Genomic DNA, 21,851 nt, shown 5'->3' with positions numbered 1-21,851 from the left:
GCCGCAGATCTCCTAGCCGAGGTTGAGTTCCTTGAAGAAGTCGTAGCCCTTGTCGTCGATGACAATGAAGGCGGGGAAGTCCTCGACCTCGATGCGCCAGATCGCCTCCATGCCGAGTTCCGGATATTCGACCACCTCTACCTTCTTGATGCAATCCTGCGCGAGACGCGCGGCCGGACCGCCGATCGAGCCGAGGTAGAACCCGCCATGCTTGGCGCATGCCTCGCGCACCTGACGCGAGCGGTTGCCCTTGGCAAGCATGACCATAGAGCCGCCGAACGACTGGAACTGGTCGACATACGAGTCCATACGGCCGGCGGTCGTCGGGCCGAACGAACCCGAAGCATAGCCTGCCGGGGTCTTCGCCGGGCCGGCATAGTAGATCGGGTGGTTCTTGAAGTAGTCCGGCATCGGCTCGCCGCGCTCAAGGCGCTCGCGGATCTTCGCATGCGCGAGGTCGCGTGCCACGATGATCGGGCCCGTGAGCGAAAGACGCGTCTTTACGGGGTGTTGCGACAGCGTCTTGAGAATCTGCTCCATCGGCTGGTTGAGGTCGATGCGCACGACGTGCGAGGTCAGCTTCTCCTCGTCGATGTCGGGCATGAAGCGCGCCGGGTTGGTCTCCAGCTCCTCGATGAACACGCCGTCGCGAGTGATCTTGCCCTTGGCCTGGCGGTCAGCCGAGCAGGAGACGCCGAGGCCGATCGGCAGCGACGCGCCGTGGCGCGGCAGGCGGATGACGCGGACGTCATGGCAGAAGTACTTGCCGCCGAACTGCGCGCCGACGCCCATCTGCTGCGTCAGCTTGTGGATCTCGGCTTCCATCTCGATGTCGCGGAAGGCGTGGCCTTCCGGGCTGCCTTGGGTGGGCAGGCCGTCGAGATAGCGGGTCGAGGCGAGCTTCACAGTCTTGAGGTTCATCTCAGCCGAGGTGCCGCCGATGACGATGGCGAGGTGATAGGGCGGGCAGGCCGCCGTGCCGAGGGTCAGGATCTTTTCCTTCAGGAAGTCGATCATGCGGTCGTGCGTCAAGAGCGACGGCGTGCCCTGGTAGAGGAAGGTCTTGTTGGCCGAGCCGCCACCCTTGGCGACGAACAGGAACTTGTAGGCGTCCTCGCCCTCTTCGTAGATGTCGATCTGCGCCGGCAGGTTGTTCTTGGTGTTCTGCTCCTCGAACATCGAAAGCGGCGCGAGCTGCGAGTAGCGCAGGTTCTTGCGGTTGTAGGCGTCCAGCACCCCCTGGCCGAGCCAGGCGTCGTCGCCGCCCTCGGTCCAGACGCGGCGGCCCTTCTTGCCCATGATGATCGCCGTGCCGGTGTCCTGGCACATGGGCAGCACGCCGCCAGCGGCGATATTCGCGTTCTTCAGGAGGTCATAGGCCACGAAGCGGTCGTTGTCGGTTGCCTCCGGATCCTCGAGGATCGAGGCGAGCTGCTTCAGGTGGCTGGGACGCAGCAGGTGGTTGATGTCGGAAAACGCGGTTTCGGATAGCAGGCGCAGCGCTTCCGGCTCCACCGTCAGGACTTCCTGGCCGCGGAAGGTATCCACGGAGACGTAGTCGGAAGTCAGTTTGCGGTAAGGAGTATCGTCGGAAGCAAGAGGGAAGAGATTGGCTGCTGCCGGATTGGCCATGGCTATGCGTCCCGAGTAAGGTTCGTCGATGGCAGCCTCTTAGACCATGGTCCTGAAAAGTAAAAAGGGGATTCGACTCATTCCGCAGCGTTGGAAGGCGGTTGAATGCCGCATGACCCTGCGTCGGGTTGTGCCTGTGGCTCAAAGGCCGCACACGACGCCCCGCGTGACCGCATTCGCCGGCGCGACTTAACGGATTCAGGCTGAATCACTATAGTCGGGACATGTTCGGGGAACTCGCGCAGGTAGAATATTTATGACGACCACTCGCTACGCCAGGTTGCTGGCGCTTTCGACCGCGGCCACGCTGACCGCATTCGCTACCTGCACGGCACCGGCTTCGGCGCAGACGCTGTTCGACATGCTATTCCGTGACCGGCCGCGCCATGCGCCGCAGCAGCCACCGGCCGTCATGGCTCCCCCCGAGCAGCCGAAGAAGGTGGTGACGCCGCCGAAGGTCGCCGGACCACAGTATTACACCTACAAGACGGACCCGCTGGTCCGGGTCGACTTCTCCGCGATCGTGCCGCAGCGCCAGGGTGACGGTGCATCGCTTTCCGCACCCGGCATCGACCACACCACCGTCGGCACCATCGAGGACCGGATCGAGGAAGTGCTGGAGGACGCCAAGGCAGCCGAGGTCTCAAGCCAGCCAGAAGGCGCTTCGAGCCCGGCCACAGCGCCCGAGCCGGCCTCCGACGCTGCATCGACACCGCCGTCCACCGAAACCCAGACCGAAATCACTGTCCAGGCAGAGGCACCTGCCGCTGAGCCGCTGACCGAAGAGCAAATCCGCAGCCTGCAGGACTTTGCGCTGCTGGCGGAAAAGAGCGTCGCCGAGGCGCTGGTTGCGTATTACAGCCAGGAGCCGAGCTTCATCTGGGTTGCCGACGGCGCGATCACCGAAAAGGCGCAGGCCGTTCTGAAGACGCTCTCGCAGGCTGACCAGGAGGGTCTCGACCCGCACGACTATGCTGTAACGGTGCCGGGATCGGACGCGGGCGAGGGCGCTTTTGCGGCCTTCGAGATGGAGCTGTCGGCCCGCGTGCTGCGCTATGCGCGCGATGCGCACAATGGCCGCATCGATCCGAACCGCATCTCCGGCTACCACGACTTCAAGCCGAAGGAGTTCGACGGAGTAAATCTCCTGCGCGATATGCGCGCCAGCACGGACGTCGTCGCCTTCCTCGATGGGCTGCACCCGCAGAACGCCTATTACAAGGCGCTGCGCGCGGAGCTTGCCCGCCTGCGCGAAAGCGCCGAGAACGACATCATCGTTGACCCGAAGACGGTGGTGAAGCCCGGCCAAACCAATCCGGAATTCGCAAAAATCCTGACGCTGATCAGCCGACGTGCCGACGAGACGTTCCGGCTTGAGCACGGCGACGTCCTGACGCGCCATCTCGGCAGCGATACTTATGCGCAGGAGCTGGTTCCCGTCATCAAGGCCGCCCAGCGCATGGTCGGCATCGGCGACGACGGGGTGATCGGTCCGCGTACGGTGCTAGCGATCGCCGGCGAATCGAAGGCTTCGTCGATCGAGAAGGTGAGGATCGCGATGGAGCAGATCCGCTGGCTCCCGTCCGACTTCACCGACCGGTACGTCTTCATCAACACGCCCGCATTCGAGGCGTACTACGTCGAGGACGGCAAGCAGAAGCTGTCGATGCGCACCGTCGTCGGCCGCATCGAGACGCAGACCTTCTTCTTCCAGAACGAGATCAGCTACGTCGAATTCCACCCCTACTGGGGCATGCCACGCTCGATCCTTGTTAACACCTACCTCCCGCGCGTCCTCAAGGACCCGAGCTATTTCGACCGCAACGGCTACGAGGTGGTCGACCGCAACGGCCGCGTTGTTTCCTCGACCGCGATCGACTGGTCAGCCTATGGCGCCAACATCCCGTTCGATGTGCGCCAGCGTCCGGGGGCCAACAACGCGCTCGGCGAAATGAAGATCATGTTCCCGAACCCGCATGCCATCTACATGCACGACACGCCGGACAAGCATCTGTTTGCCCGCGAGAATCGCGCACTGTCGAACGGCTGCATCCGCCTGGCCGATCCGCGCGCCATGGCGGCCGCAGTTCTCGGCTGGGACAAGGAGCAGGTAGCAAAGCGCCTCCAGGCGCCGCACGGCCGCGAGACGCTCAAGGTGAAGGTGCCGGTCTACGTCTCCTATTTCACCGCCTGGCCGGAAGAATCGGGCGAGGTCCGCTACTTCAACGACGTCTACAGCCGCGACGAAAAGGTCCGCGCGGCGCTCGACAAGGTCGGTGCGCTGCGCGCCGCGGGTGTCTGAACGACCCCAGCGGAAGAAAGCGCGGAAGGTGCATCTTCCGCGCTTGACTTGATCACGAGGCACTCGTTATATCGCCCCACTTCGCCGGTTCGGTCGGCGCAGGGCGCGTAGCTCAGCGGGAGAGCACACCCTTCACACGGGTGGGGTCACAGGTTCAATCCCTGTCGCGCCCACCATTGAAAGCCTCGGCGTTTTCAATGGATTTTTCCAAATCCGAAAATTTACCAGACAGAAGAAGCGGCTGCTGGTCACACTCTGGTCACAGCAAGATCTGTAGTCGCCGTTGCGCAAGGACCGGGACGCTTGTGGTTCCGCTCCTGCTGAACTGCGCGGCTTCGAGAAATCCTCTGGTGAGCGAGATCTATTCTTCAAGCACGCTCCTGGTCTGATATTACGCAGCGGAAACGCATTATAGAGCGTCCGGTCGCTTTTGATGTGGCGCAATGAAACCTTAATGTGTTTGAAGAAGATTGCGCTAATATACACAATCAGTGGACACGACTTTGATGGTCCGACCTCAGGACGAAGACTCTCCACGTAATACGATTTGCTCACCTGTAGGCGGGGATCAGTCGCTTTTCGATGCACTCGCATGTGCTGCCCCTGGTCTTGTCTGGGTGTGCGACGATGAAGGGCGCGTCGAGTTTATGAATTCCCACTGGTCGGCGTTCACAGGGCTTGCCCAGGAACAGGCGATGGCCCATGGCTGGCTGGATGTCATTCATCCGGCTGACGCGGCGGCTTTTCGCGCCCGGATATCGTTGGGCAAGCGCGGCACGGACAACATTCAGGAGGAAATTCGTCTCCGTTGTTCTGATGGCATGTACCATCGCCACGTCCTGCGGGTTCACCGAGTTCGAGAGGGCAAGTGGGTCGGATGCGCAATCGACGCCCACGATTGGCTCACGACCGAACTGCGTGATGCAACCCAGGGCGCGATCCTGGAGATGGTGATCTCCGGAGCGGAACTGTCGCATTTGCTCAACGAACTTTGCCGGGCTGCCGAGCGTCAGATACCCGGTGCGACCTGCAGCATATTACTGGTGGACGCCGAAGAGGGTAAGTTCGTTACCGGAAACGCTCCCAATCTCCCGAGCACTCTCATCGAAATGCTGCGCGGGGTCCGGATCGGCACCGGAGTTGGTTCGTGCGGTACCGCTGCTTTCGAAAGGCGCGATGTCATTACCACGGATATCGCCACTGACCCGTTATGGGTCGAATGGAGAAGGTGGGTGCTCCCTCTCGGGTTTCGCGCCTGCTGGTCTCAGCCGGTTTTCGCATCTAGCGGCGAGGTAATCGCTGCATTCGGTTTCTACTTCCGGGAAAATCGCTCTCCGACGCCTGCGGAAATGCGGGAGCTTGCTCGAATTCGCGGCCTTGCAACTCTTGCCATCGAACGAGCCAGGATCCTCGAGGCTCTGCGGGAGAGTGAGGAGCACTACCGCCACACGGTTGAGCAGAATCCGCAGATACCGTGGACAGCCGACCGACATGGAAACATCCTCAGCGTGTCCTCCCGCTGGACTGGGAAAACCGGCATCGCTCAGGCGGATGCCCTTAGGCAAGGCTGGCTTGAGGCTTTGCACCCCGATGATGTCGAAGCCACGGTGGCCACGTGGCAGCGCGCGCTGGCCTCCGGACAGCCCTACGACATGAACTATCGCATACGCCTGAGATCCGGGGAATTTCGCTGGATCCGTGCCAGGGCAACAGCTCGAAGGGATGAACTCGGCGCGATTATACGGTGGTACGGCACAGTTGAGGATATTCACGAACAGTATCTCGCGAACGAGAAGCTCAAGCGCCAGGCGTTCCATGATGAGCTGACGGAGCTTCCGAACCGACGGAAATTCGTTGAGGAACTGAACAGTCGCCTGCAAGCCGCTGGTGGCTTCATTTCGCTGATGGTGCTTGACCTTGACGACTTCAAGCTCGTCAACGACCGATACGGGCACATGACCGGAGATGCGGTACTCCGCTTGTTTGCCCGCTATTTGCAGCGGCTGAAGAAGGAGAATGAGTTCGTTGCCCGTCTCGGCGGCGACGAGTTCGCGATCATCTGCGAGCACGTGCGTGACGAGTCATGCCTGCTGGCGCGCGCCCGGGAAATTGAAGACAAGCTCGAAGCGTATCTGAAAACGAACAAAAAGACACGGTCATGCCGTCCGAGCATCGGATGTGCAATCGGCCGCCCCGGGGACAACCCGGATGAGGTTTTCAAGCGCGCTGACCTTGCGCTCTACGCGGCTAAGGGGGCCGGCAAGGGCATCGTGAAGCTGTTCGATCCGAGCATCCGCAGTGCCGCCTCCCGACGAAGCGAAGCGTTCGATCTCGCTCGCACAGCGCTGCGAGAGAACTGGGTCGTACCCTTTTATCAGCCCATCGTTAACCTCAAGGACCAAAGCGTCCGGGGCTATGAGGCGTTGCTGCGTATCAGGCATCCGGAGAAGGGCATTTTGGCACCAGCGGCCATCATGGATGCGCTGGACGATCCCCGCCTAGCAGATGCCATCGGTACGCGAATGATCAGCCTGGTCATTGATGACATGGCGTCGATGGCGGAAAGGGGAATGTCGCACGGGCAGATATCGATCAACCTCGCGACGGAGAACCTCGTAAATCAGGACTTCGTTTCCAACCTGCAGCATCTTCTCGCAAGCCGCGAACTGCCAAGGAAGTCCATCAAGCTCGAAATCACCGAACGCGTTCTTATGAATGAACTCGGAAGCAGGGTTATCGAGAATCTCAATGAGTTGCGCGAGAGCGGTATCGGAATTTCCCTCGATGACTTTGGGACGGGATATGCGTCTCTGGTTCATCTTCAGTCCCTTCCGGTAGATGAAATCAAGATTGATCGGTCCTTTGTCTGCGGGCTGGGAACGAAGGCGAACGAAGGTGTCATCGTTCAGGCAATGCTCGGGCTCGCCAAGGCGTTAGGACTGGTCACCGTCGCCGAGGGCGTTGAAACTCTGAGCGAGGCCCGACAGCTTACGGAATGGGGGTGCGACTTTGGTCAGGGCTATCTGTTCGGGCGCCCCTCGTCTGTTGAACAGACGAAGTCCGTGGCTGCATAAGCAGCGGCGAACGCGGATGCTAACGCGTTCCGCGTTTCACCTCCTCCAGCACGAACACCCTGAGTGCTGAGGACAGATTCGTGTCCCTCGGGCGCGTTTCATCGACTTCGGCGACGAGGGCCGCGACCGAGAGCCCGCGCTCAGCAGCGATGCGCGACAGTTCGTCGAAGAAGGGTTTTTCGAGGGAAAAGCTGGTCCGGTGTCCGCGGATCGAGATCGACCGCTTTTCGACCGTGCTCATGACTCGTCGGACTGATCTGATCGTTCGCGCCGGTGCGCTTCGATGCGCGCGATCTCGTGCTCGCGCTTGGCCCTCGCGAGCGTGCGTTCGGCCTTGGTCAGGCCGTGGAGGGTACGGTTCTGGTCGGCGACCTTTTCCTTCTCGGCGCGCGCCTTGTGCTTGCGCGCCATGCGAAGGTTGACGACCTCGCCCATGTGAAGGCTACTTCTTGCGGAACGCGTCGAGGGAGACGACGTCTGCGCCCTTGCCGGGTTCCTTCGGCTCCTCTTCGGACGGTTCCTTCTTCTCGGTGGCGACCGGCGCCTCGCGGGCAGGGGCAGGGGCGCCCGGAGCCGGCTGCAGCGTTGCCACCGGTGCTTCCGGCGCGTTCTGCACCGGTGCCGGTACCGGCACGTCGAACTCCAGCTCGAAGTTGACCGAAGGATCGTAGAAGCCGCGCACGGCGGCAAACGGCACTTCCAGCTTCTCCGGAATGTCGGAGAAGGAGAGGCCCACCTCGAACCCGGTCTCGGTGACCTTCAGGTCCCAGTACTGGTACTGGAGCACGATGGTCATCTGCTCCGGATAGCGCTCGCGGATGCGGCTCGAAATCCGCACGCCCGGGGCGTTGGTCAGGAAGGTAATGAAGAAGTGATGGTTGCCAGGCAGCCCCGTCTTCGCAACTTCTCCAAGCACCTTGCGCATCACGCCGCGCAGGGCTTCCTGGACGAGAATGTCGTAGCGAATGTGGTCGTCAGCCATAGGCGTAGGGTTTCCGTGAATCGAACCCGCTTGGTGTAGTCAAGCGCGAGGCTTGCGTAAACCGGATATAGCGCTTTGCAGCGATAGCAGCAAAGACAAACCACATGCAGATACGCGAAATTGAAGGCTGGAAGGGAAGTGGAGGTTTCTGTTGCCAGGTACCTCCGAACCCCGCCTGAAGGTGCTATCCCACAGGGCTTGATTCGAGACTATCGCGCCGCATTAAGCAGCGAGACGTGCCTCAGCATAGTTGTCGTTGGCAACTATAAGGGTAGCCCGATAACGGTGGTACAATGCCGGGAAAAAGGTCGATCTTTACACCCTCGTCGATCCTGTTTCGCCCCCATCAGCAACAGCGGCGAACCGCTGTTCCTGGTGGAGGCGCCGGGTACCGCCCCCGGGTCCGATAGGCTTATTACACCGCCCGTTTATTTCCATAGTCGGCCGAAACCGACGCCGCGAATATAGGTAGTCTCGTGCGCGATTGGAAGGGTTCGTTCACGCGGTTCGCGGGAATTTTTCGCCGCGATGTTGCGGATTTACAAAGGGCGGTGAAGAGGGGTTGGCGGGCCGGTTCAGGAGGGGGCAAGGTCAAGTGTGCCCTTCGGGCGGCTGCTTACCTTCCGCTCCGTTGCGGATCAGCATCGCGCTGCGTCGCGAGGCCCGGAAAGGGAATGACGTTGGAACTTTCCAGTGGAGCCTTTACCGTCATGATACCCGAGATCAGCAGGTCGATCGCCAGCCGCGCATTGGTCCTGAATTCGTCGTCTCCAGCCAAGTGTTGAGCCGCGCGGGCAAGATGCCAGCGTGCGAGATCGAGTTCGCAGTTCATGAGATTCCCCGGTTCGGATGACCGATTGGGTAAATGAGTCTCGCCTACAGATGGTGAACGAAACCGATCGCATTTAAGTCAATTTTGACCAGTTATGGGGTGACGGCCGTATAGCGGGCTCCCGGCTGTGCGTGGACGGCTCAATCCGTTGACAAGGGGCTTCAGACGAAAGACTCGTCAGCACGGATCGGCTAGGATCGCGCCAGAATCTCATGGATGGCGGACGATGCGGCAGTACCTCGACCTTCTTCAACACGTGCTCGACAATGGCGTCGACCGCGGCGACCGCACCGGCACCGGCACGCGCGGCGTGTTCGGCTACCAGATGCGGTTCGACCTCAGCGAGGGCTTTCCCGTCCTGACGACGAAGAAGCTGCACCTGCGCTCGATCATCCACGAACTGTTGTGGTTCCTCGCCGGCGATACAAACATTCGCTATCTTAACGAGAACGGCGTGACGATCTGGGATGAGTGGGCCGACGAGAATGGCGACCTCGGCCCTGTCTACGGCTCGCAGTGGCGTTCGTGGCCAAAGCCCGACGGCGGCTCGATCGACCAGATCGCGAATGTGATCCAGCAGATCCGCACCAATTCGAACTCGCGCCGCCTGGTGGTGACGGCCTGGAACCCGGCTGAGGTCGACAACATGGCGCTACCGCCGTGCCACTGCCTGTTCCAGTTTCATGTCGCCAACGGCAAGCTGTCGTGCCAACTCTACCAGCGGTCGGCGGATATTTTCCTCGGCGTACCGTTCAACATCGCTTCCTATGCGCTGCTGACGATGATGGTCGCGCAGGTGACGGGACTGAAGGCCGGCGAGTTCATCCACACCCTCGGCGATGCTCATCTTTATTCCAACCATTTCGACCAGGCGCGCGAGCAGCTGACCCGCACCCCCAAGCCGCTGCCGGACATGCGGATCAACCCGGAGGTCACGGACCTTTTCGCGTTCAAGTTTTCAGATTTCACGCTGGAGAACTATGTCGCAGATCCAAGCATCAAGGCGCCGATCGCGGTCTGATGCGGCAGGCGGATTGATAGGGAGGGGCACTTTGAAGAAGTATTTGCTCGCGGCGACCGCCGCATCCCTGCTCGGTGCCGCGCCGGCCCGCGCCAACGACACAATGGCCGAACTCAAGACCGGCGGACTGGTGTTCGTCCGCTCGGATGCGGTCGAGATGGAGAGCGAGGACCTTTACATCTCCGAGGACGAAGTGCGCGTCGACTACGTCTTCCGCAACACGGGTGGCGCAGACGTCGAAAGCATCGTCGCATTCCCGATGCCGGAGATCGAGGGTAACCCGTGGTCGGATGTCGCGATCCCCGACCGCGAGGCCGACAATATGTTCCAATTCACCATCGAGGTCGACGGAAAGCCGTTCGAGCCTGAACTGGAGCGGAAGGCTTACGCCGTCGGTCTCGATGTGACCGAGCTGCTGCGTCAGCACAACGTTCCGCTCAACCCTTTTGCCGAGGCAACAGTCGAGGCCGTCACGAAGCTGCCGGAAGCGGTGAAGCAGGACTGGCTCGCGCGCGGCATGCTGGTGCGCGAAAGCTGGGATGCGGGCGAGGGCATGCAGGAGCATGACGTGCCGGTCTGGTCGCTGCGGGCGACCTATTGGTGGCGGGCAAAGTTCCCGCGCGGCGAGCGCATTTCCGTACGCCACCGCTATCAGCCCAGCGTAGGCGGCACCGTTGCAGTCACCTTCATGGAGGACGGAAAGGCGACCGGTGAGGGCCTCACAGAATATCGTGACAAATATTGCGTCGACGATGCCTTCCTAAAGAGCGTCGAGCGCCGCGCGGCGGAAAACCCGGACAAGGTTGCGCCCTTCTACGAGAACTGGATCTCCTACGTCTTGACCACCGGCGCCAACTGGGCAGGTCCGATCAAGAAATTCCGGCTGGTGATCGACAAAGGCGCGGCTGAAAACCTCGTCAGCTTCTGCGGGACCGGCGTTCGCAAGACCGGCGAAACGACGTTCGAGATGACGGCCGAGGACTTTTATCCGCAGCAGGACATCAATGTGCTGCTCCTGAAGAAGATCGAGCAGTGACGGAGATCCGCATATGATCGTGACCATTGTGGTGGGTGTCGCGGAGAATGGTGTAATCGGACGCGACGGCGGCCTGCCATGGCGGCTGTCGACCGATCTCAAGCGCTTCAAGCAAACCACGATGGGAAAGCCCATCCTGATGGGCCGTAAGACGTGGGAGTCGCTGCCGAAGAAGCCGCTGCCCGGCCGCCAGAACATCGTCATCACACGCGATGCGAAATATGCCGCGGAAGGTGCGGACGTCGTTCATTCGCTCGAGGAGGCGATCGCGCTGGCCAAAGGGACGGGTGCGGAGGCTGCGAGCATCATTGGCGGCGGTCAGATCTTCGTGGACGCACTCCCGTTCACCGACCGGCTCGACGTCACCCACGTCCTCGCCTCGATCGATGGGGACACGTTCTTCCCGAACATTGACCCCGATGTCTGGAAGGTCGTGTCGAGCCAGGACTATCCTGCCGGCGAGAACGACAGCCACGCGACGCGCCACGTCATCTATGAGCGGATCCCTGGCGCATAAGGCCGCACAAAGGCTTGCGCACGCGCGAAAGGAGGGCGCTTCGCATTGAAAGCACCTGAACGCATCCCTATAACGCGATACAATGGCAACACGCGGGGGGTAGTTCCTCTGCACGTCGCGATTTCCAACGACACGATATCCTAGAAAGAGGAAATTCATGCCCTGGAGCAATCAGAACGGCGGCGGCGGCCCTTGGGGCGGCGGCAGCGGTGGAGGAGGAGGCCCCTGGGGGCAGGGGCCGCGAGGACCGAGTGGTCCGGGCGGCAATCCTCCTGATCTTGAAGATATTATTCGCCGCGGCCAGGACCGTCTGAGGCAGGCGCTGCCCGGTGGCGGCGGCGTGAACCCGGCGATGCTGGGCCTCATCGGCCTGGTGCTGGTCGTGCTCTGGTTCTTCCAGGCGATCTACACGGTCCAGCCGGATGAGCTGGCCGTCGAGCTTCGCTTCGGTAAGCCGAAGGAAGAAGTGTCCGAGCCAGGCCTGCACTTCCACTGGTGGCCGGTCGAAACTGTCGAGAAGGCGACCGTGGCCGAGCGCCTCATCAACATCGGCGACAGCCGCGCGGGCGGCGCTTCGGGCCTGATGCTCTCGGGCGACCAGAACATCGTCGATGTCCGCTTCTCCGTGGCCTACCAGGTCGCGAACCCTATGGACTACCTCTTCCGCGTCTCCGATCCGGATGCCACGCTGCGCCAGGTTGCAGAGAGCGCGATGCGCGAGGTTGTCGGCCGCCGCCCGGCCCAGGACATCTTCCGCGATGACCGCCAGGGTATCGCCGAGGACGTCCGCGAGATTATCCAGGCGACGATCGACGACTACCAGGCCGGCCTTGCCATCACCGCGATCTCAATCGAGGACGCGGCACCGCCGCGCGAAGTGGCGGACGCGTTCGAAGAGGTTCAGCGCGCCGAGCAGGACGAGGACCGCTTCGTCGAAGAAGCCAACCAGTACTCCAACCAGCAACTTGGCCGCGCCCGCGGTGAGGCCGCGCAGATCCGCGAAGAGGCTGCCGCCTACAAGACGCGGGTCGTGCAGGAAGCCGAAGGTGAAGCCCAGCGCTTCGTCTCCGTCTACGAAGAATATGCCAAGGCACCAGACGTGACACGCCGCCGCCTGTTCCTTGAGACCATGGAAAACGTTCTCCAGGGCTCGAACAAGGTCATCGTCGGGCAGGGCAACGGGCAGGGCGTGATCCCATACCTGCCGCTGCCTGAACTGCGCCCCGCCGGTCAGCAGGGAGGTAACAACTGATGGCAAACCGTATTCCAATCTTCGCTGTCATCGGCGCCATCCTCCTCTTCCTGCTGTGGTCGTCGATCTACGTGGTCAACGAGCGCCAGCAGGCGATCGTCCTGCGTTTCGGCGAGATCGTCGATGTGAAGTCTGAGCCCGGCATCTACTTCAAGCTGCCCTTCGGCTTCATGGAGGCTGACAATGTGCAGCTGATCGAAGACCGCGTCCTGCGCTTCGACCTCGATGACATCCGCGTGCAGGTATCCGGCGGCCGCTTCTACGAAGTGGACGCCTTCATCGCCTATCGCATTTCCGATCCGCGCCGGTTCCGTCTGGCCGTCTCGGGCAGCGTGCCGCTCGCCGAGCAGCGCCTGCGTACCCGCCTCGACGCTGCCCTGCGCCGCGTCTACGGTCTGCGCGGCTTTGAGGCTGCGCTGTCGGAAGAGCGTTCGTCGATGATGCGTGAGGTTCGCGACCAGCTGCGTCCGGACGCGACGTCGCTCGGTCTCGAGATCGTCGACGTCCGCATCCGCCGCACCGACCTGACGCAAGAGGTCTCGCAGCAGACTTATGAGCGCATGCGCGCCGAGCGTCTGGCCGAGGCCGAGCGCCTGCGTGCCCGTGGCCGTGAGGCTGCACAGCGTATCCGGGCCCGGGCCGACCGCGAGGTCGTCGAGATCGTCGCCGATGCGCGCCGGGAGTCGGAGATCCTGCGAGGCGAGGGCGAAGCCCAGCGCAACGCGATCTTCGCCGATGCCTTCCAGCGTGACCCCGGCTTCTTCGAGTTCTACCGCTCGATGGCAGCCTACGCGAAGGCGCTCGAGGGTACGGGAACGACCATGGTCCTCTCGCCGGATTCGGACTTCTTCCGCTACTTCGGCAGCATTGACGGCAACGCGCCGGCCAACGGTCCTGCGACCGCGCCGAACGCGACGCCGGCTCCGACGGGCGGAATCACCACCGGCGCGACCGAGTGAGTGATCTCCTAGTGGCAATAGGGCTCGTCCTCGTCATCGAGGGCGTGCTCTATGGCGGCCTGCCGAACCTTGCGAGAAGGCTGGCCGCCGAAGTGCTTTCCATGCCAGAACAGGCAATGCGCGTGGCGGGGCTTTTCGCCATGGCGCTTGGCGTTGCGATCGTGTGGCTTGTGCGAGGCTGATCTCGGCTGTCGAATCCGCACCGTCACGCGGGATTGACAGGAAATGGTTCCCGCGCGGTCGCAAACGTGCCGTATTGTTTGTCATCATCCGTGGTGAGGCCTCCGGGGCTCCAACCCACTCCTGATCCTGGTAGAATGCTCATGAAGACGTCGCTGATCGCATCCCTCTTTTCCAAGCGTTCTGCCTGCACAGCGCTCGCGCTGGTGATGCTGGGGACGTCTTCGGGCCTGACACCTTCAGTCGCGTGGGCGCAGGAAGTCACGCCCACGCCGCAGACGCCGCCGGTTCATGGGCCGGCATCGGTCGCTGACCTTGCCGAGCCGCTGCTGGAGGCGGTCGTCAACATCTCGACGACCCAGAATGGCCGACCGGCGCGCCGCACACCCGGCTCGCCGCAGCCGGGCCTGCCGGAAGGCTCGCCATTCCAGGAATTCTTTGACGACTTCTTCAATGAACGCCGCGACAACGACCGCAGCGGCCGCAAGGTTCAGTCGCTCGGTTCCGGCTTCATCATCGATGCCAAGGAAGGCATCGTCGTCACCAACAACCACGTCATCACCGACGCGGACGAGATCGAAGTCAACTTCGCCGATGGCGGCAAGCTGAAGGCCGAGCTTGTGGGCACAGACCCACAGACGGACCTTGCGGTCCTCAAGGTCGATCCAACCCTGCGCGAGCTGAAGCAGGTGGAATTCGGTGATTCTTCGAAGATCCGCATCGGCGACTGGGTCATGGCGATCGGCAATCCGTTCGGCCTTGGCGGCTCGGTTTCGATCGGCATTGTCTCGGCGCGCGGCCGCGACATTAATTCCGGCCCGTATGACGACTTCATCCAGACTGACGCCGCGATCAACCGCGGTAATTCGGGTGGCCCGCTGTTCGACATGCACGGCCAGGTCATCGGCATCAATACGGCGATCATCTCGCCCTCCGGTGGCTCGATCGGCATTGGCTTCTCGATCCCGTCGCAGCTTGCGGTTGGCGTCATCAGCCAGCTGCGTGAGTTTGGCGAGACACGACGGGGCTGGCTCGGTGTTCGCATTCAGCCGGTGACGGACGAGGTTGCTGAAAGCATCGGCCTCGACCGTTCCCGCGGCGCGCTGGTGGCCGGTGTCATCAAGGGTGGACCGGTTGACGACGGCTCGATCCAGCCGGGCGACGTCATCCTGAGCTTCGACGGCAAGGAAATTCGCCAGATGCGCGACCTGCCGCGCATCGTTGCCGAGAGCCCGGTCGGCAAGGCGGTCGACGTCGTCGTCTTCCGCAAGGGTGGCGAGGTCACCGTCAAGGTCACCCTCGGTCGGCTGGAAAACGCGGCACAGGCGGCGGGCACGGAGTCCGAGGCAGCGCCGGACGATGCTGAAGCCGCGACGGTTGATGTTCTTGGTATGACTCTCGGCGAGCTCGATGATGCCCGCCGCGAGGAATACGGCATCAACGAGAGCCTCACCGGTGTCGTCGTTACCGCCGTCGAGGACGGTTCGACTGCGGCCGAGAGTGGCGTCGTTCCGGGAACGGTCATCACCGAGATCGGCCAGGAAGCCGTGACGTCCCCGCAAGAGGTAAAGGACCGTCTTGCCGAGCTGAAGAAGCAAGGCCGCCGCAACGCGCTGCTGATGCTCTCCTCGCCCGACGGCGAGCTGCGCTTCGTGACGATCCGGATGGATTGATCGGACTTCAGGCGCCGTCAATCTGGCGGCGCCATTCCTCACGCTTCAGCCTGTAGAACACGTGCCGCTTCAGGTGCGGGTGCGTGTCGGGCACGCGCGGATGATCGAAATCGCACGACGGATCGTGCGTGAAGCCCAGCCGCTTCATTACCGCGATCGACCGATCATTGTCCTGAACTGCGAAGGAAACGATTTCCGGCAGGCCCAGCCCCTCGAAGCCGAAGCGCAGAAGTCCCCGCCCTGCTTCGGTCACAAAACCGTGGCCCCAGTTCTCGCGAGCGAGCCGCCATCCGATCTCTATGAAGGGTTCTGGCTGCGCTTCTGGGATATTGTCGCGGTGGAGGCCGACGAAGCCGATCGCTTCGCCCGTTGCCTTGAGTTCTAGCGCCGCAAAGCCGTAGCCGCGCGCTTCATTGTCGGCGCGCAGCCGGTCCATCATGGCGTCCGCCTGTTCGCGGGTGCGCCGGAAGGGAAAGAAGCGCATCACCTCGTCGTCCGAATTGATCAGGTGGAAGAGGTCGCGGTCGCGATCTTCCCAGTTGCGGATGACGAGGCGTTGCGTTTCCAGTCGGATCATGCAGCGAATTCGTCGCGCTTGTAGCCCTGCAGGTAGAGCAGGGCGGTGAGGTCGGCGTGGTCAATGCGGATACGCGCCTGCGCGGCCACTGTCGGCTTTGCATGCAGGGCAACGCCCGCGCCCGCCAACTTCAGCATGTCGAGATCGTTGGCGCCGTCGCCGACGGCAATCGCGTCCTGCGGGGTGATGCCAAGCTTTTCGCAGATCTCGATCAGCGCGCTCGCCTTGGCTTCGCGGCCAAGGATTGGATCGGCGACCTGGCCGAGCAGCTTGCCATCCTTTTCGAGCAGTGTGTTGCCGCGGTTTTCCTGGAAGCCCAGCTTCTTTGCGATCGGACCGGTGAACGACAGGAAGCCTCCTGAGACGAGCGCGGTATAGGCGCCGGCCTTGTTCATCGTTGCAACAAGAGTGGGGCCGCCTGAGGCCAGCGTCAGGCGGGTCTCGATCAGGCGGTCGATGACCGCGGTCTGGAGGCCCGCGAGGAGGGCAACGCGCTCGCGCAGCGCCGGTTCGAATGCGAGCTCGCCGTTCATCGAGCGGGCGGTGATCGCCGCGACGTGCTCCTTGAGCCCGACCTCGTCAGCGAGCTCGTCGATGCACTCCTGGTCGATCATCGTCGAGTCCATGTCGGCAATGAGCAGCTTCTTGCGCCGTCCTTCGGCTTCCTGCACGACCACATCGACCGGCTCGCCGCCGACTGCTTCCCGTGCAATGCTCTGCGCCTCGGCTTCTTCGATGCCCTCCGGCAGGAAGAGATCGACAGCAACGTTCGTGGCAAGCCAGTCGATGCGGCTTGCATGCAGTGCGCCCGAAGCCTTATCAGCCAGCGATGCGGAAAGAACTGGGCTTGCGGGATTGGCGATAAGCGTGGCGACGAGTGACATGGACGTTTCCGGAACTGCGGCTCCCGTGGAGCCCTTGAAGAACGCGATCCTGATAGCTGGCCCCACCGCCAGCGGCAAGTCGGCGCTGGCAATCCGTCTCGCGCAGAAACATGACGGCATCATCGTCAACACAGACTCGATTCAGGTCTATTCCGTGCTGCGTCTGCTCACGGCACGGCCAAGCGATGCCGACATGGACATGGTGCCGCACCGCCTCTATGGCCATGTGCCGCCGTCTGTTTCCTATTCGACAGGCGAATGGGCGCGTGCCGTCGAACCACTCATTCGCGGCGACGAATTTACCGGGCGAACGCCGATTTTTGTCGGTGGCACAGGCCTTTATTTCCGCGCGTTGACGAAAGGTCTCTCTTCCATGCCGGAAGTCGCGCCGGAAATTCGCCAGCGCTGGCGCGAGCGGCTGCAGGAACAGGGGCCCGCTTCTCTGCATGCGCTGCTTGTCCGGCGCGATCCGGTGGCGGGCGCTGCCATTCGCCCGAGCGATGGCCAGCGCATCGTTCGCGCGCTGGAAGTCGAGGAAGCATCGGGCAAGCCGATTTCATGGTGGCAGACCAAGCGCGGCAACCCGCTGGTCGATGCCGAAAACGCCAGGAAGATCGTGCTGGAACCGGAACGGCCGCTGCTCGCTCAGCGCATCAGTGACCGCTTCGACGGCATGGTGGCGGGCGGCGCGCTTGATGAAGTCGATGAAATGGCGAAGCTCGATCTGGACCCGACGCTGCCGGCGATGAAGGCGATCGGCGTGCGCGAGCTGATCCAATACCGGCGCGGCGCGCTTTCGCTGGACGAGGCCGTCGAACAGGCAAAGACCTTGACCCGACAATACGCCAAGCGGCAGTCGACCTGGTTTCGCACCCAGCTCGATGATTCATGGCTGCGGATCAGGGACGCGAACGAGCTTCCGGACTAGGCAGCGATATCATTCGTAGAGGCGGCGAAGCGTATCGTCGTCCCAGCGCCGGCTTGGCCTGTCCTCTAACGACGTGCGCTCGGTCGCCCGTGACCCGAACCGCGGCGCGCCGAACGGCGGATAGTTATCGGCGCGCTCAGGGGCGCCCAAATCCATCGACCGAACCGGGCTGCCGGGAAACGGGATGGACTCGCTTCGGTCGATGCTGCGCATGCTCTGTACCAATTGGTGCAGCTGGAGTTCGTCGTTGTCGAGGGCGGGATCGTCGGCCGAGCCATGATCCGTCATCGGCAGCTCTTCCGGCTTCAGCTCCTCGAACTTCATGCGCATCGTCGTGGCAACACCCTCGCCGAAGGCGATCGCCTCGCGCTGGCCCATCGACGACAGGAACGAGAGAGTCGAAGCCGAGCTGTCGGCGATTGCCGAGCGGACGATGTCCTGGTCGGTTTCGTTTGCAAGGCGCATTGCGAACACGGTGGAACACTGCGACAGCACTGTCGGATCGAGTTCGCCCGGGCGCTGGGTGACGACGCCCAGATAGCAACCGTACTTGCGGCCTTCCTTCGCTATACGCGATAGCGCGTAGCGGGTGGGCGCAAAGCCGAGCTTTGGATCGGCCGGCATGTAGCGGTGCGCTTCCTCACACAGCACCAGCAGCTTCAGCCTGCCGCGGCTGTTCACGGCGACGTCGAAGGCGAGCCGGCCAAGGATGGCGCAGACCGAGTTCACCACTTCCGACGGCAGGCCCGACAGATCGAGACAGGTGATCGGCCGGCCCTGATGCGGAATGCGGAAGATGCGCCCGACCGTCTCGTGGATGTTGTCGTCCACCATGCGCGGCGCGAACATGAAGCGGTAGCGCGGATCTGCCACCGCCGCCTCAATACGAGCGCGCAGGGCCCGGTAGATCGGGCGATCGTTCTTGGCCTCGAGCTGGCCCATACGCTCGTCAATGATGCGGATGACGTCCGCGATGCGGTAAGGCACCGGCGTATCGGCGGTCAGGCCCGCGGCATCGCCATAGCGGCGCACCAGGGTCTGCTGCGGGCTCCGATAGGCATGCTTGGCGAGCGGGACCAGCTCGCGCAGAAGGTCGACCTCCTCACCGACCGGCTCGCGGCCGCGATAGAGCACCTCGACCAGCTCCTCGAGTTGGAACAGCCAGAAGGGCAGGTCGAGCGTCTTGATATCGATGCGGATCGAGTCGTTCGGAAATGCTGCGGAAAATTCGTTGTGCGGGTCGAGGATCAGCACGCGCAGTTCAGGACGCGCCTGGACCGCCTTGCGGATCAGCAGCGAAACGGCTGTTGACTTGCCGACACCGGTGGTGCCGACAACGGCGAAATGGCGGCTGAGCGTGGTGTCGATGGCGATATTTGCTGCAATCGCCGCGTCCTGCGACAAGTGGCCGATTGTGATCGTCTCGCGGCCGCCGAGATCGTAGATGGCGGCGAGGTCGCGCTGGCGGATACGGTGAGCAACCGCGCCGACATGCGGATAGACGGTGATGCCACGGTCGAAGAGCGGCTTGTTGCCTTCCTGGTCACGGACTTCGCCGACCAGCTCGACATGGACCTTGATCGGTACCATGCCCTCGTCGTCCCACTGCTCGACCGGCGTTTCGACGCGATAGACGAGACCGACCGTGCGGATGCTGCCGAGGTTGATCGAGATCATCCGGCCGACTGACCAGGCGCCGGGATTGGCAGCTGCGTCTGCTGCGGCAAAGGCCGCAAGCGTGGCGCGGGAACCATCGCAGCCGACGACCCGGCCGATTATGCGCGAATCCGGCTGCGTTGCGTCACGCCGTTCCTGGTTCGTGACCTCGCCGAGCTTCTCACGTTCGACAAACATCAATGGCGATACCCCGCGTTGTGGAGGTCACCATAGGCGGGGCAAGTTAAGGGCGCGTGTGACGCAATGGTTGATCGGGCGTAAAGAAAGAAGACAGCCGCTTACGCCGCGTCGCTTTTCTGTTGACATGCGAGCGCGGCGGTACTTATTGTCCGCGCCATGATCAAGAGCACCATTCTTGTAGTACGAACGCGTATGGGCAAGGCGGCGTAGCCGCCGGGCGACAGCACCCCATGCGCGAAACCGAGGCTCCTCCAAGGGGCCTTTTTTATTGCCCTGAACATCGATAAACGACAGCCACGACCGAGATAAAACGGGAAGAGACCGATGAATACCAACGCAGGACACGAAGCCGGCAGACGCGAAATGACCGGTGCGGAGATGGTGGTGCAGGCGCTGATCGACAACGGCGTAGAGCACATCTTCGGATATCCTGGTGGGGCGGTCCTTCCGATCTATGACGAACTCTTCCAGCAGGACGCGATCCAGCACATCCTGGTCCGCCACGAGCAGGGCGCCGGCCACGCCGCCGAAGGCTATGCCCGTTCGACCGGTAAGGCCGGCGTTGTCCTGGTGACTTCGGGTCCGGGCGCGACCAACGTCGTGACCGCACTGCAGGACGCGCTCATGGACTCGATCCCGCTGGTCTGCATCAGCGGGCAGGTTCCGACCTCGCTGATCGGTTCGGACGCGTTCCAGGAGTGCGACACCGTCGGCATCACGCGCCCTTGCACCAAGCACAACTGGCTGGTGAAGGACGTCAACGACCTCGCCGCGATCCTGCACGAGGCGTTCCATGTTGCCACCACCGGCCGTCCGGGCCCAGTGGTCGTCGACATCCCGAAGGACGTCCAGTTCGCCAAGGGCATCTACACGCCGAAGCAGGAAGTTCGTCGCACCACCTATGCGCCAAAGCTCCAGGGCGACATGGAAGCGGTGAAACAAGCCGTCGCGCTGATGGCGAACGCCAAGCGCCCGATCATCTATTCGGGTGGCGGCGTCATCAACGCCGGTCCGGAGGCGAGCCAGCTGCTGCGCGAGCTGGTCGAACTGTCTGGCTTCCCGATCACCTCGACCCTGATGGGCCTCGGCGCCTATCCGGCTTCCGGCAAGAACTGGGTCGGCATGCTGGGCATGCACGGCACCTACGAGGCGAACATGGCGATGCATGACTGCGACGTCATGCTGTGCCTGGGTGCTCGTTTCGACGACCGCATCACCGGCCGCCTCGACGCCTTCTCGCCGAACTCGCGCAAGATCCATGTGGACATCGACCCCTCGTCGCTGAACAAGAACGTCCACGTTGACGTGCCGATCCAAGGCGATGTCGGCCGCGTGCTGGAAGACATGGTGCGCCTGTGGCGCGCGAGCGTGAAGGGCGACAAGGCCGCGCTGAAGCCGTGGTGGGACCAGATCGATCGCTGGCGTGCGCGCAATTCGCTTGCGTTTAAGCCTAACGACGACGTGATCATGCCGCAGTATGCGATCCAGCGGCTCTATGAGCTGACCAAGGACCGCGACACCTTCATCACGACGGAAGTCGGCCAGCACCAGATGTGGGCGGCGCAGTACTACGGCTTCGAGAAGCCGAACCGCTGGATGACCTCCGGCGGTCTCGGGACGATGGGCTATGGCCTGCCGGCGGCGCTGGGCGTTCAGATCGCGCATCCGAACTCGCTGGTCATCGACATCGCCGGCGATGCTTCGGTGCAGATGACGATGCAGGAGATGGCGACGGCCGTTCAGTACAACGCGCCGATCAAGATCTTCATCCTGAACAACCAGTACATGGGCATGGTGCGCCAGTGGCAGCAGCTGCTGCACGGCAACCGCCTGTCGCATTCGTACACCGAGGCGATGCCCGACTTCGTGCTGATGGCTCAGGCGTTCGGCGCGCACGGCATCCGTTGCGACAAGCCGGCCGACCTCGACGAGGCGATCCAGGAGATGATCGACGTGAAGAAGCCGGTCCTGTTCGACTGCCGCGTGGCGAACCTCACCAACTGCTTCCCGATGATCCCGTCCGGCAAGGCGCACAACGAAATGCTGCTGCCTGACGAGGCCACAGACGAGGCGGTTGCGAATGCGATCGACGCAGCTGGGCGCCAGCTTGTCTAAGACGTGCAAAAGCGCTCGCGAGCATCATTC

The 21,851-nt window shown here is 62.6% G+C and carries 19 protein-coding genes, 1 tRNA gene and 1 other RNA gene; 12 read left to right on the top strand and 9 right to left on the bottom strand.

Going from position 1 to position 21,851, the window contains the following annotated elements; translation table 11 throughout:
* Positions 1-12: 12 nt before the first annotated feature.
* Complete coding sequence (locus L630_RS0108005; protein ID WP_024847744.1) at positions 13-1,632, bottom strand: fumarate hydratase; 1,620 nt, start codon at positions 1,630-1,632, stop codon at positions 13-15.
* Between the two features lie 256 nt (positions 1,633-1,888).
* On the opposite strand from L630_RS0108005, the gene L630_RS0108000 reads away from it, so the two are divergent.
* The 3 genes from L630_RS0108000 to L630_RS21155 all read left to right on the top strand — a co-directional run bounded on the left by L630_RS0108000 (position 1,889) and on the right by L630_RS21155 (position 7,008).
* Complete coding sequence (locus tag L630_RS0108000; protein WP_024847743.1) at positions 1,889-3,934, top strand: L,D-transpeptidase family protein; 2,046 nt, start codon at positions 1,889-1,891, stop codon at positions 3,932-3,934.
* Between the two features lie 101 nt (positions 3,935-4,035).
* Positions 4,036-4,110, top strand: a tRNA-Val gene (locus L630_RS0107995).
* 330 nt (positions 4,111-4,440) lie between these two features.
* On the top strand, positions 4,441-7,008 hold the full coding sequence (locus tag L630_RS21155) for an EAL domain-containing protein (RefSeq protein WP_144708895.1): 2,568 nt from the start codon (positions 4,441-4,443) through the stop codon (positions 7,006-7,008).
* Positions 7,009-7,027: 19 nt separating this feature from the next.
* On the opposite strand, the gene L630_RS0107985 is transcribed toward L630_RS21155, so the two are convergent.
* From L630_RS0107985 to L630_RS0107970, 5 genes are all read right to left on the bottom strand, one after another.
* Positions 7,028-7,249 carry a ribbon-helix-helix domain-containing protein gene (locus tag L630_RS0107985; RefSeq protein ID WP_024847741.1) on the bottom strand — a complete coding sequence of 74 codons (222 nt, stop codon included), beginning with the start codon at positions 7,247-7,249 and terminating at the stop codon, positions 7,028-7,030.
* Positions 7,246-7,443 (bottom strand): DUF4169 family protein, encoded by a 198-nt coding sequence (locus L630_RS0107980; RefSeq protein WP_024847740.1) that lies wholly within the window; start codon positions 7,441-7,443, stop codon positions 7,246-7,248. The genes L630_RS0107985 and L630_RS0107980 overlap by 4 nt, the downstream gene beginning before the upstream one ends.
* Before the next feature lie 7 nt (positions 7,444-7,450).
* Positions 7,451-7,990 carry an SspB family protein gene (locus tag L630_RS0107975; protein ID WP_024847739.1) on the bottom strand — a complete coding sequence of 180 codons (540 nt, stop codon included), beginning with the start codon at positions 7,988-7,990 and terminating at the stop codon, positions 7,451-7,453.
* 137 nt (positions 7,991-8,127) lie between these two features.
* Positions 8,128-8,484, bottom strand: a transfer-messenger RNA (tmRNA) gene (gene ssrA, locus L630_RS22410).
* Positions 8,485-8,606: 122 nt separating this feature from the next.
* Positions 8,607-8,822, bottom strand: a complete 216-nt coding sequence (locus L630_RS0107970) for a hypothetical protein (protein WP_024847738.1) — start codon at positions 8,820-8,822, stop codon at positions 8,607-8,609.
* 226 nt (positions 8,823-9,048) lie between these two features.
* Here L630_RS0107970 and L630_RS0107965 point away from each other — a divergent pair, with 226 nt between their 5' ends.
* From L630_RS0107965 to L630_RS0107935, 7 genes are all read left to right on the top strand, one after another.
* On the top strand, positions 9,049-9,843 hold the full coding sequence (locus tag L630_RS0107965) for a thymidylate synthase (protein ID WP_024847737.1): 795 nt from the start codon (positions 9,049-9,051) through the stop codon (positions 9,841-9,843).
* 31 nt (positions 9,844-9,874) lie between these two features.
* Complete coding sequence (locus L630_RS0107960; RefSeq protein ID WP_024847736.1) at positions 9,875-10,879, top strand: DUF4424 domain-containing protein; 1,005 nt, start codon at positions 9,875-9,877, stop codon at positions 10,877-10,879.
* A gap of 13 nt (positions 10,880-10,892) precedes the next feature.
* Positions 10,893-11,396, top strand: a complete 504-nt coding sequence (locus L630_RS0107955) for a dihydrofolate reductase (protein WP_024847735.1) — start codon at positions 10,893-10,895, stop codon at positions 11,394-11,396.
* Positions 11,397-11,553: 157 nt separating this feature from the next.
* The gene (hflK, locus tag L630_RS0107950) at positions 11,554-12,648 is read left to right on the top strand and encodes an FtsH protease activity modulator HflK (RefSeq protein ID WP_024847734.1); all 1,095 of its coding nucleotides are present in this window, start codon (positions 11,554-11,556) and stop codon (positions 12,646-12,648) included.
* Complete coding sequence (hflC, locus tag L630_RS0107945; RefSeq protein ID WP_024847733.1) at positions 12,648-13,607, top strand: protease modulator HflC; 960 nt, start codon at positions 12,648-12,650, stop codon at positions 13,605-13,607. The genes hflK and hflC overlap by 1 nt, the downstream gene beginning before the upstream one ends.
* Positions 13,604-13,789, top strand: coding sequence for a DUF2065 family protein (locus L630_RS0107940; protein ID WP_024847732.1), 186 nt, complete (start codon positions 13,604-13,606; stop codon positions 13,787-13,789). The genes hflC and L630_RS0107940 overlap by 4 nt, the downstream gene beginning before the upstream one ends.
* 141 nt (positions 13,790-13,930) lie before the next feature.
* A complete protein-coding gene (locus L630_RS0107935) occupies positions 13,931-15,460 on the top strand; it encodes a DegQ family serine endoprotease (RefSeq protein WP_084465845.1) in 1,530 nt (509 codons plus the stop codon).
* A gap of 7 nt (positions 15,461-15,467) precedes the next feature.
* Here L630_RS0107935 and L630_RS0107930 read toward each other — a convergent pair whose 3' ends face one another.
* On the bottom strand, positions 15,468-16,037 hold the full coding sequence (locus L630_RS0107930) for a GNAT family N-acetyltransferase (RefSeq protein ID WP_024847730.1): 570 nt from the start codon (positions 16,035-16,037) through the stop codon (positions 15,468-15,470).
* On the bottom strand, positions 16,034-16,921 hold the full coding sequence (serB, locus tag L630_RS0107925) for a phosphoserine phosphatase SerB (RefSeq protein ID WP_024847729.1): 888 nt from the start codon (positions 16,919-16,921) through the stop codon (positions 16,034-16,036). The genes L630_RS0107930 and serB overlap by 4 nt, the downstream gene beginning before the upstream one ends.
* Here serB and miaA point away from each other — a divergent pair.
* Positions 16,920-17,849 carry a tRNA (adenosine(37)-N6)-dimethylallyltransferase MiaA gene (miaA, locus tag L630_RS0107920; RefSeq protein ID WP_024847728.1) on the top strand — a complete coding sequence of 310 codons (930 nt, stop codon included), beginning with the start codon at positions 16,920-16,922 and terminating at the stop codon, positions 17,847-17,849. The two genes, serB and miaA, sit on opposite strands and share 2 nt — an antisense overlap.
* Before the next feature lie 9 nt (positions 17,850-17,858).
* Here miaA and L630_RS0107915 read toward each other — a convergent pair whose 3' ends face one another.
* The gene (locus L630_RS0107915) at positions 17,859-19,703 is read right to left on the bottom strand and encodes an ATP-binding protein (protein ID WP_024847727.1); all 1,845 of its coding nucleotides are present in this window, start codon (positions 19,701-19,703) and stop codon (positions 17,859-17,861) included.
* 327 nt (positions 19,704-20,030) lie between these two features.
* Between L630_RS0107915 and L630_RS0107910 the strand changes: the two genes are divergently transcribed.
* The gene (locus L630_RS0107910; RefSeq protein ID WP_245263681.1) at positions 20,031-21,821 is read left to right on the top strand and encodes an acetolactate synthase 3 large subunit; all 1,791 of its coding nucleotides are present in this window, start codon (positions 20,031-20,033) and stop codon (positions 21,819-21,821) included.
* The last annotated feature ends 30 nt before the right edge of the window (positions 21,822-21,851 follow it).

Source organism: Aminobacter sp. J41, assembly GCF_000526635.1.
Classification (GTDB): domain Bacteria; phylum Pseudomonadota; class Alphaproteobacteria; order Rhizobiales; family Rhizobiaceae; genus Aerobium.
This window is presented reverse-complemented; position numbering and strand designations above follow the sequence as displayed.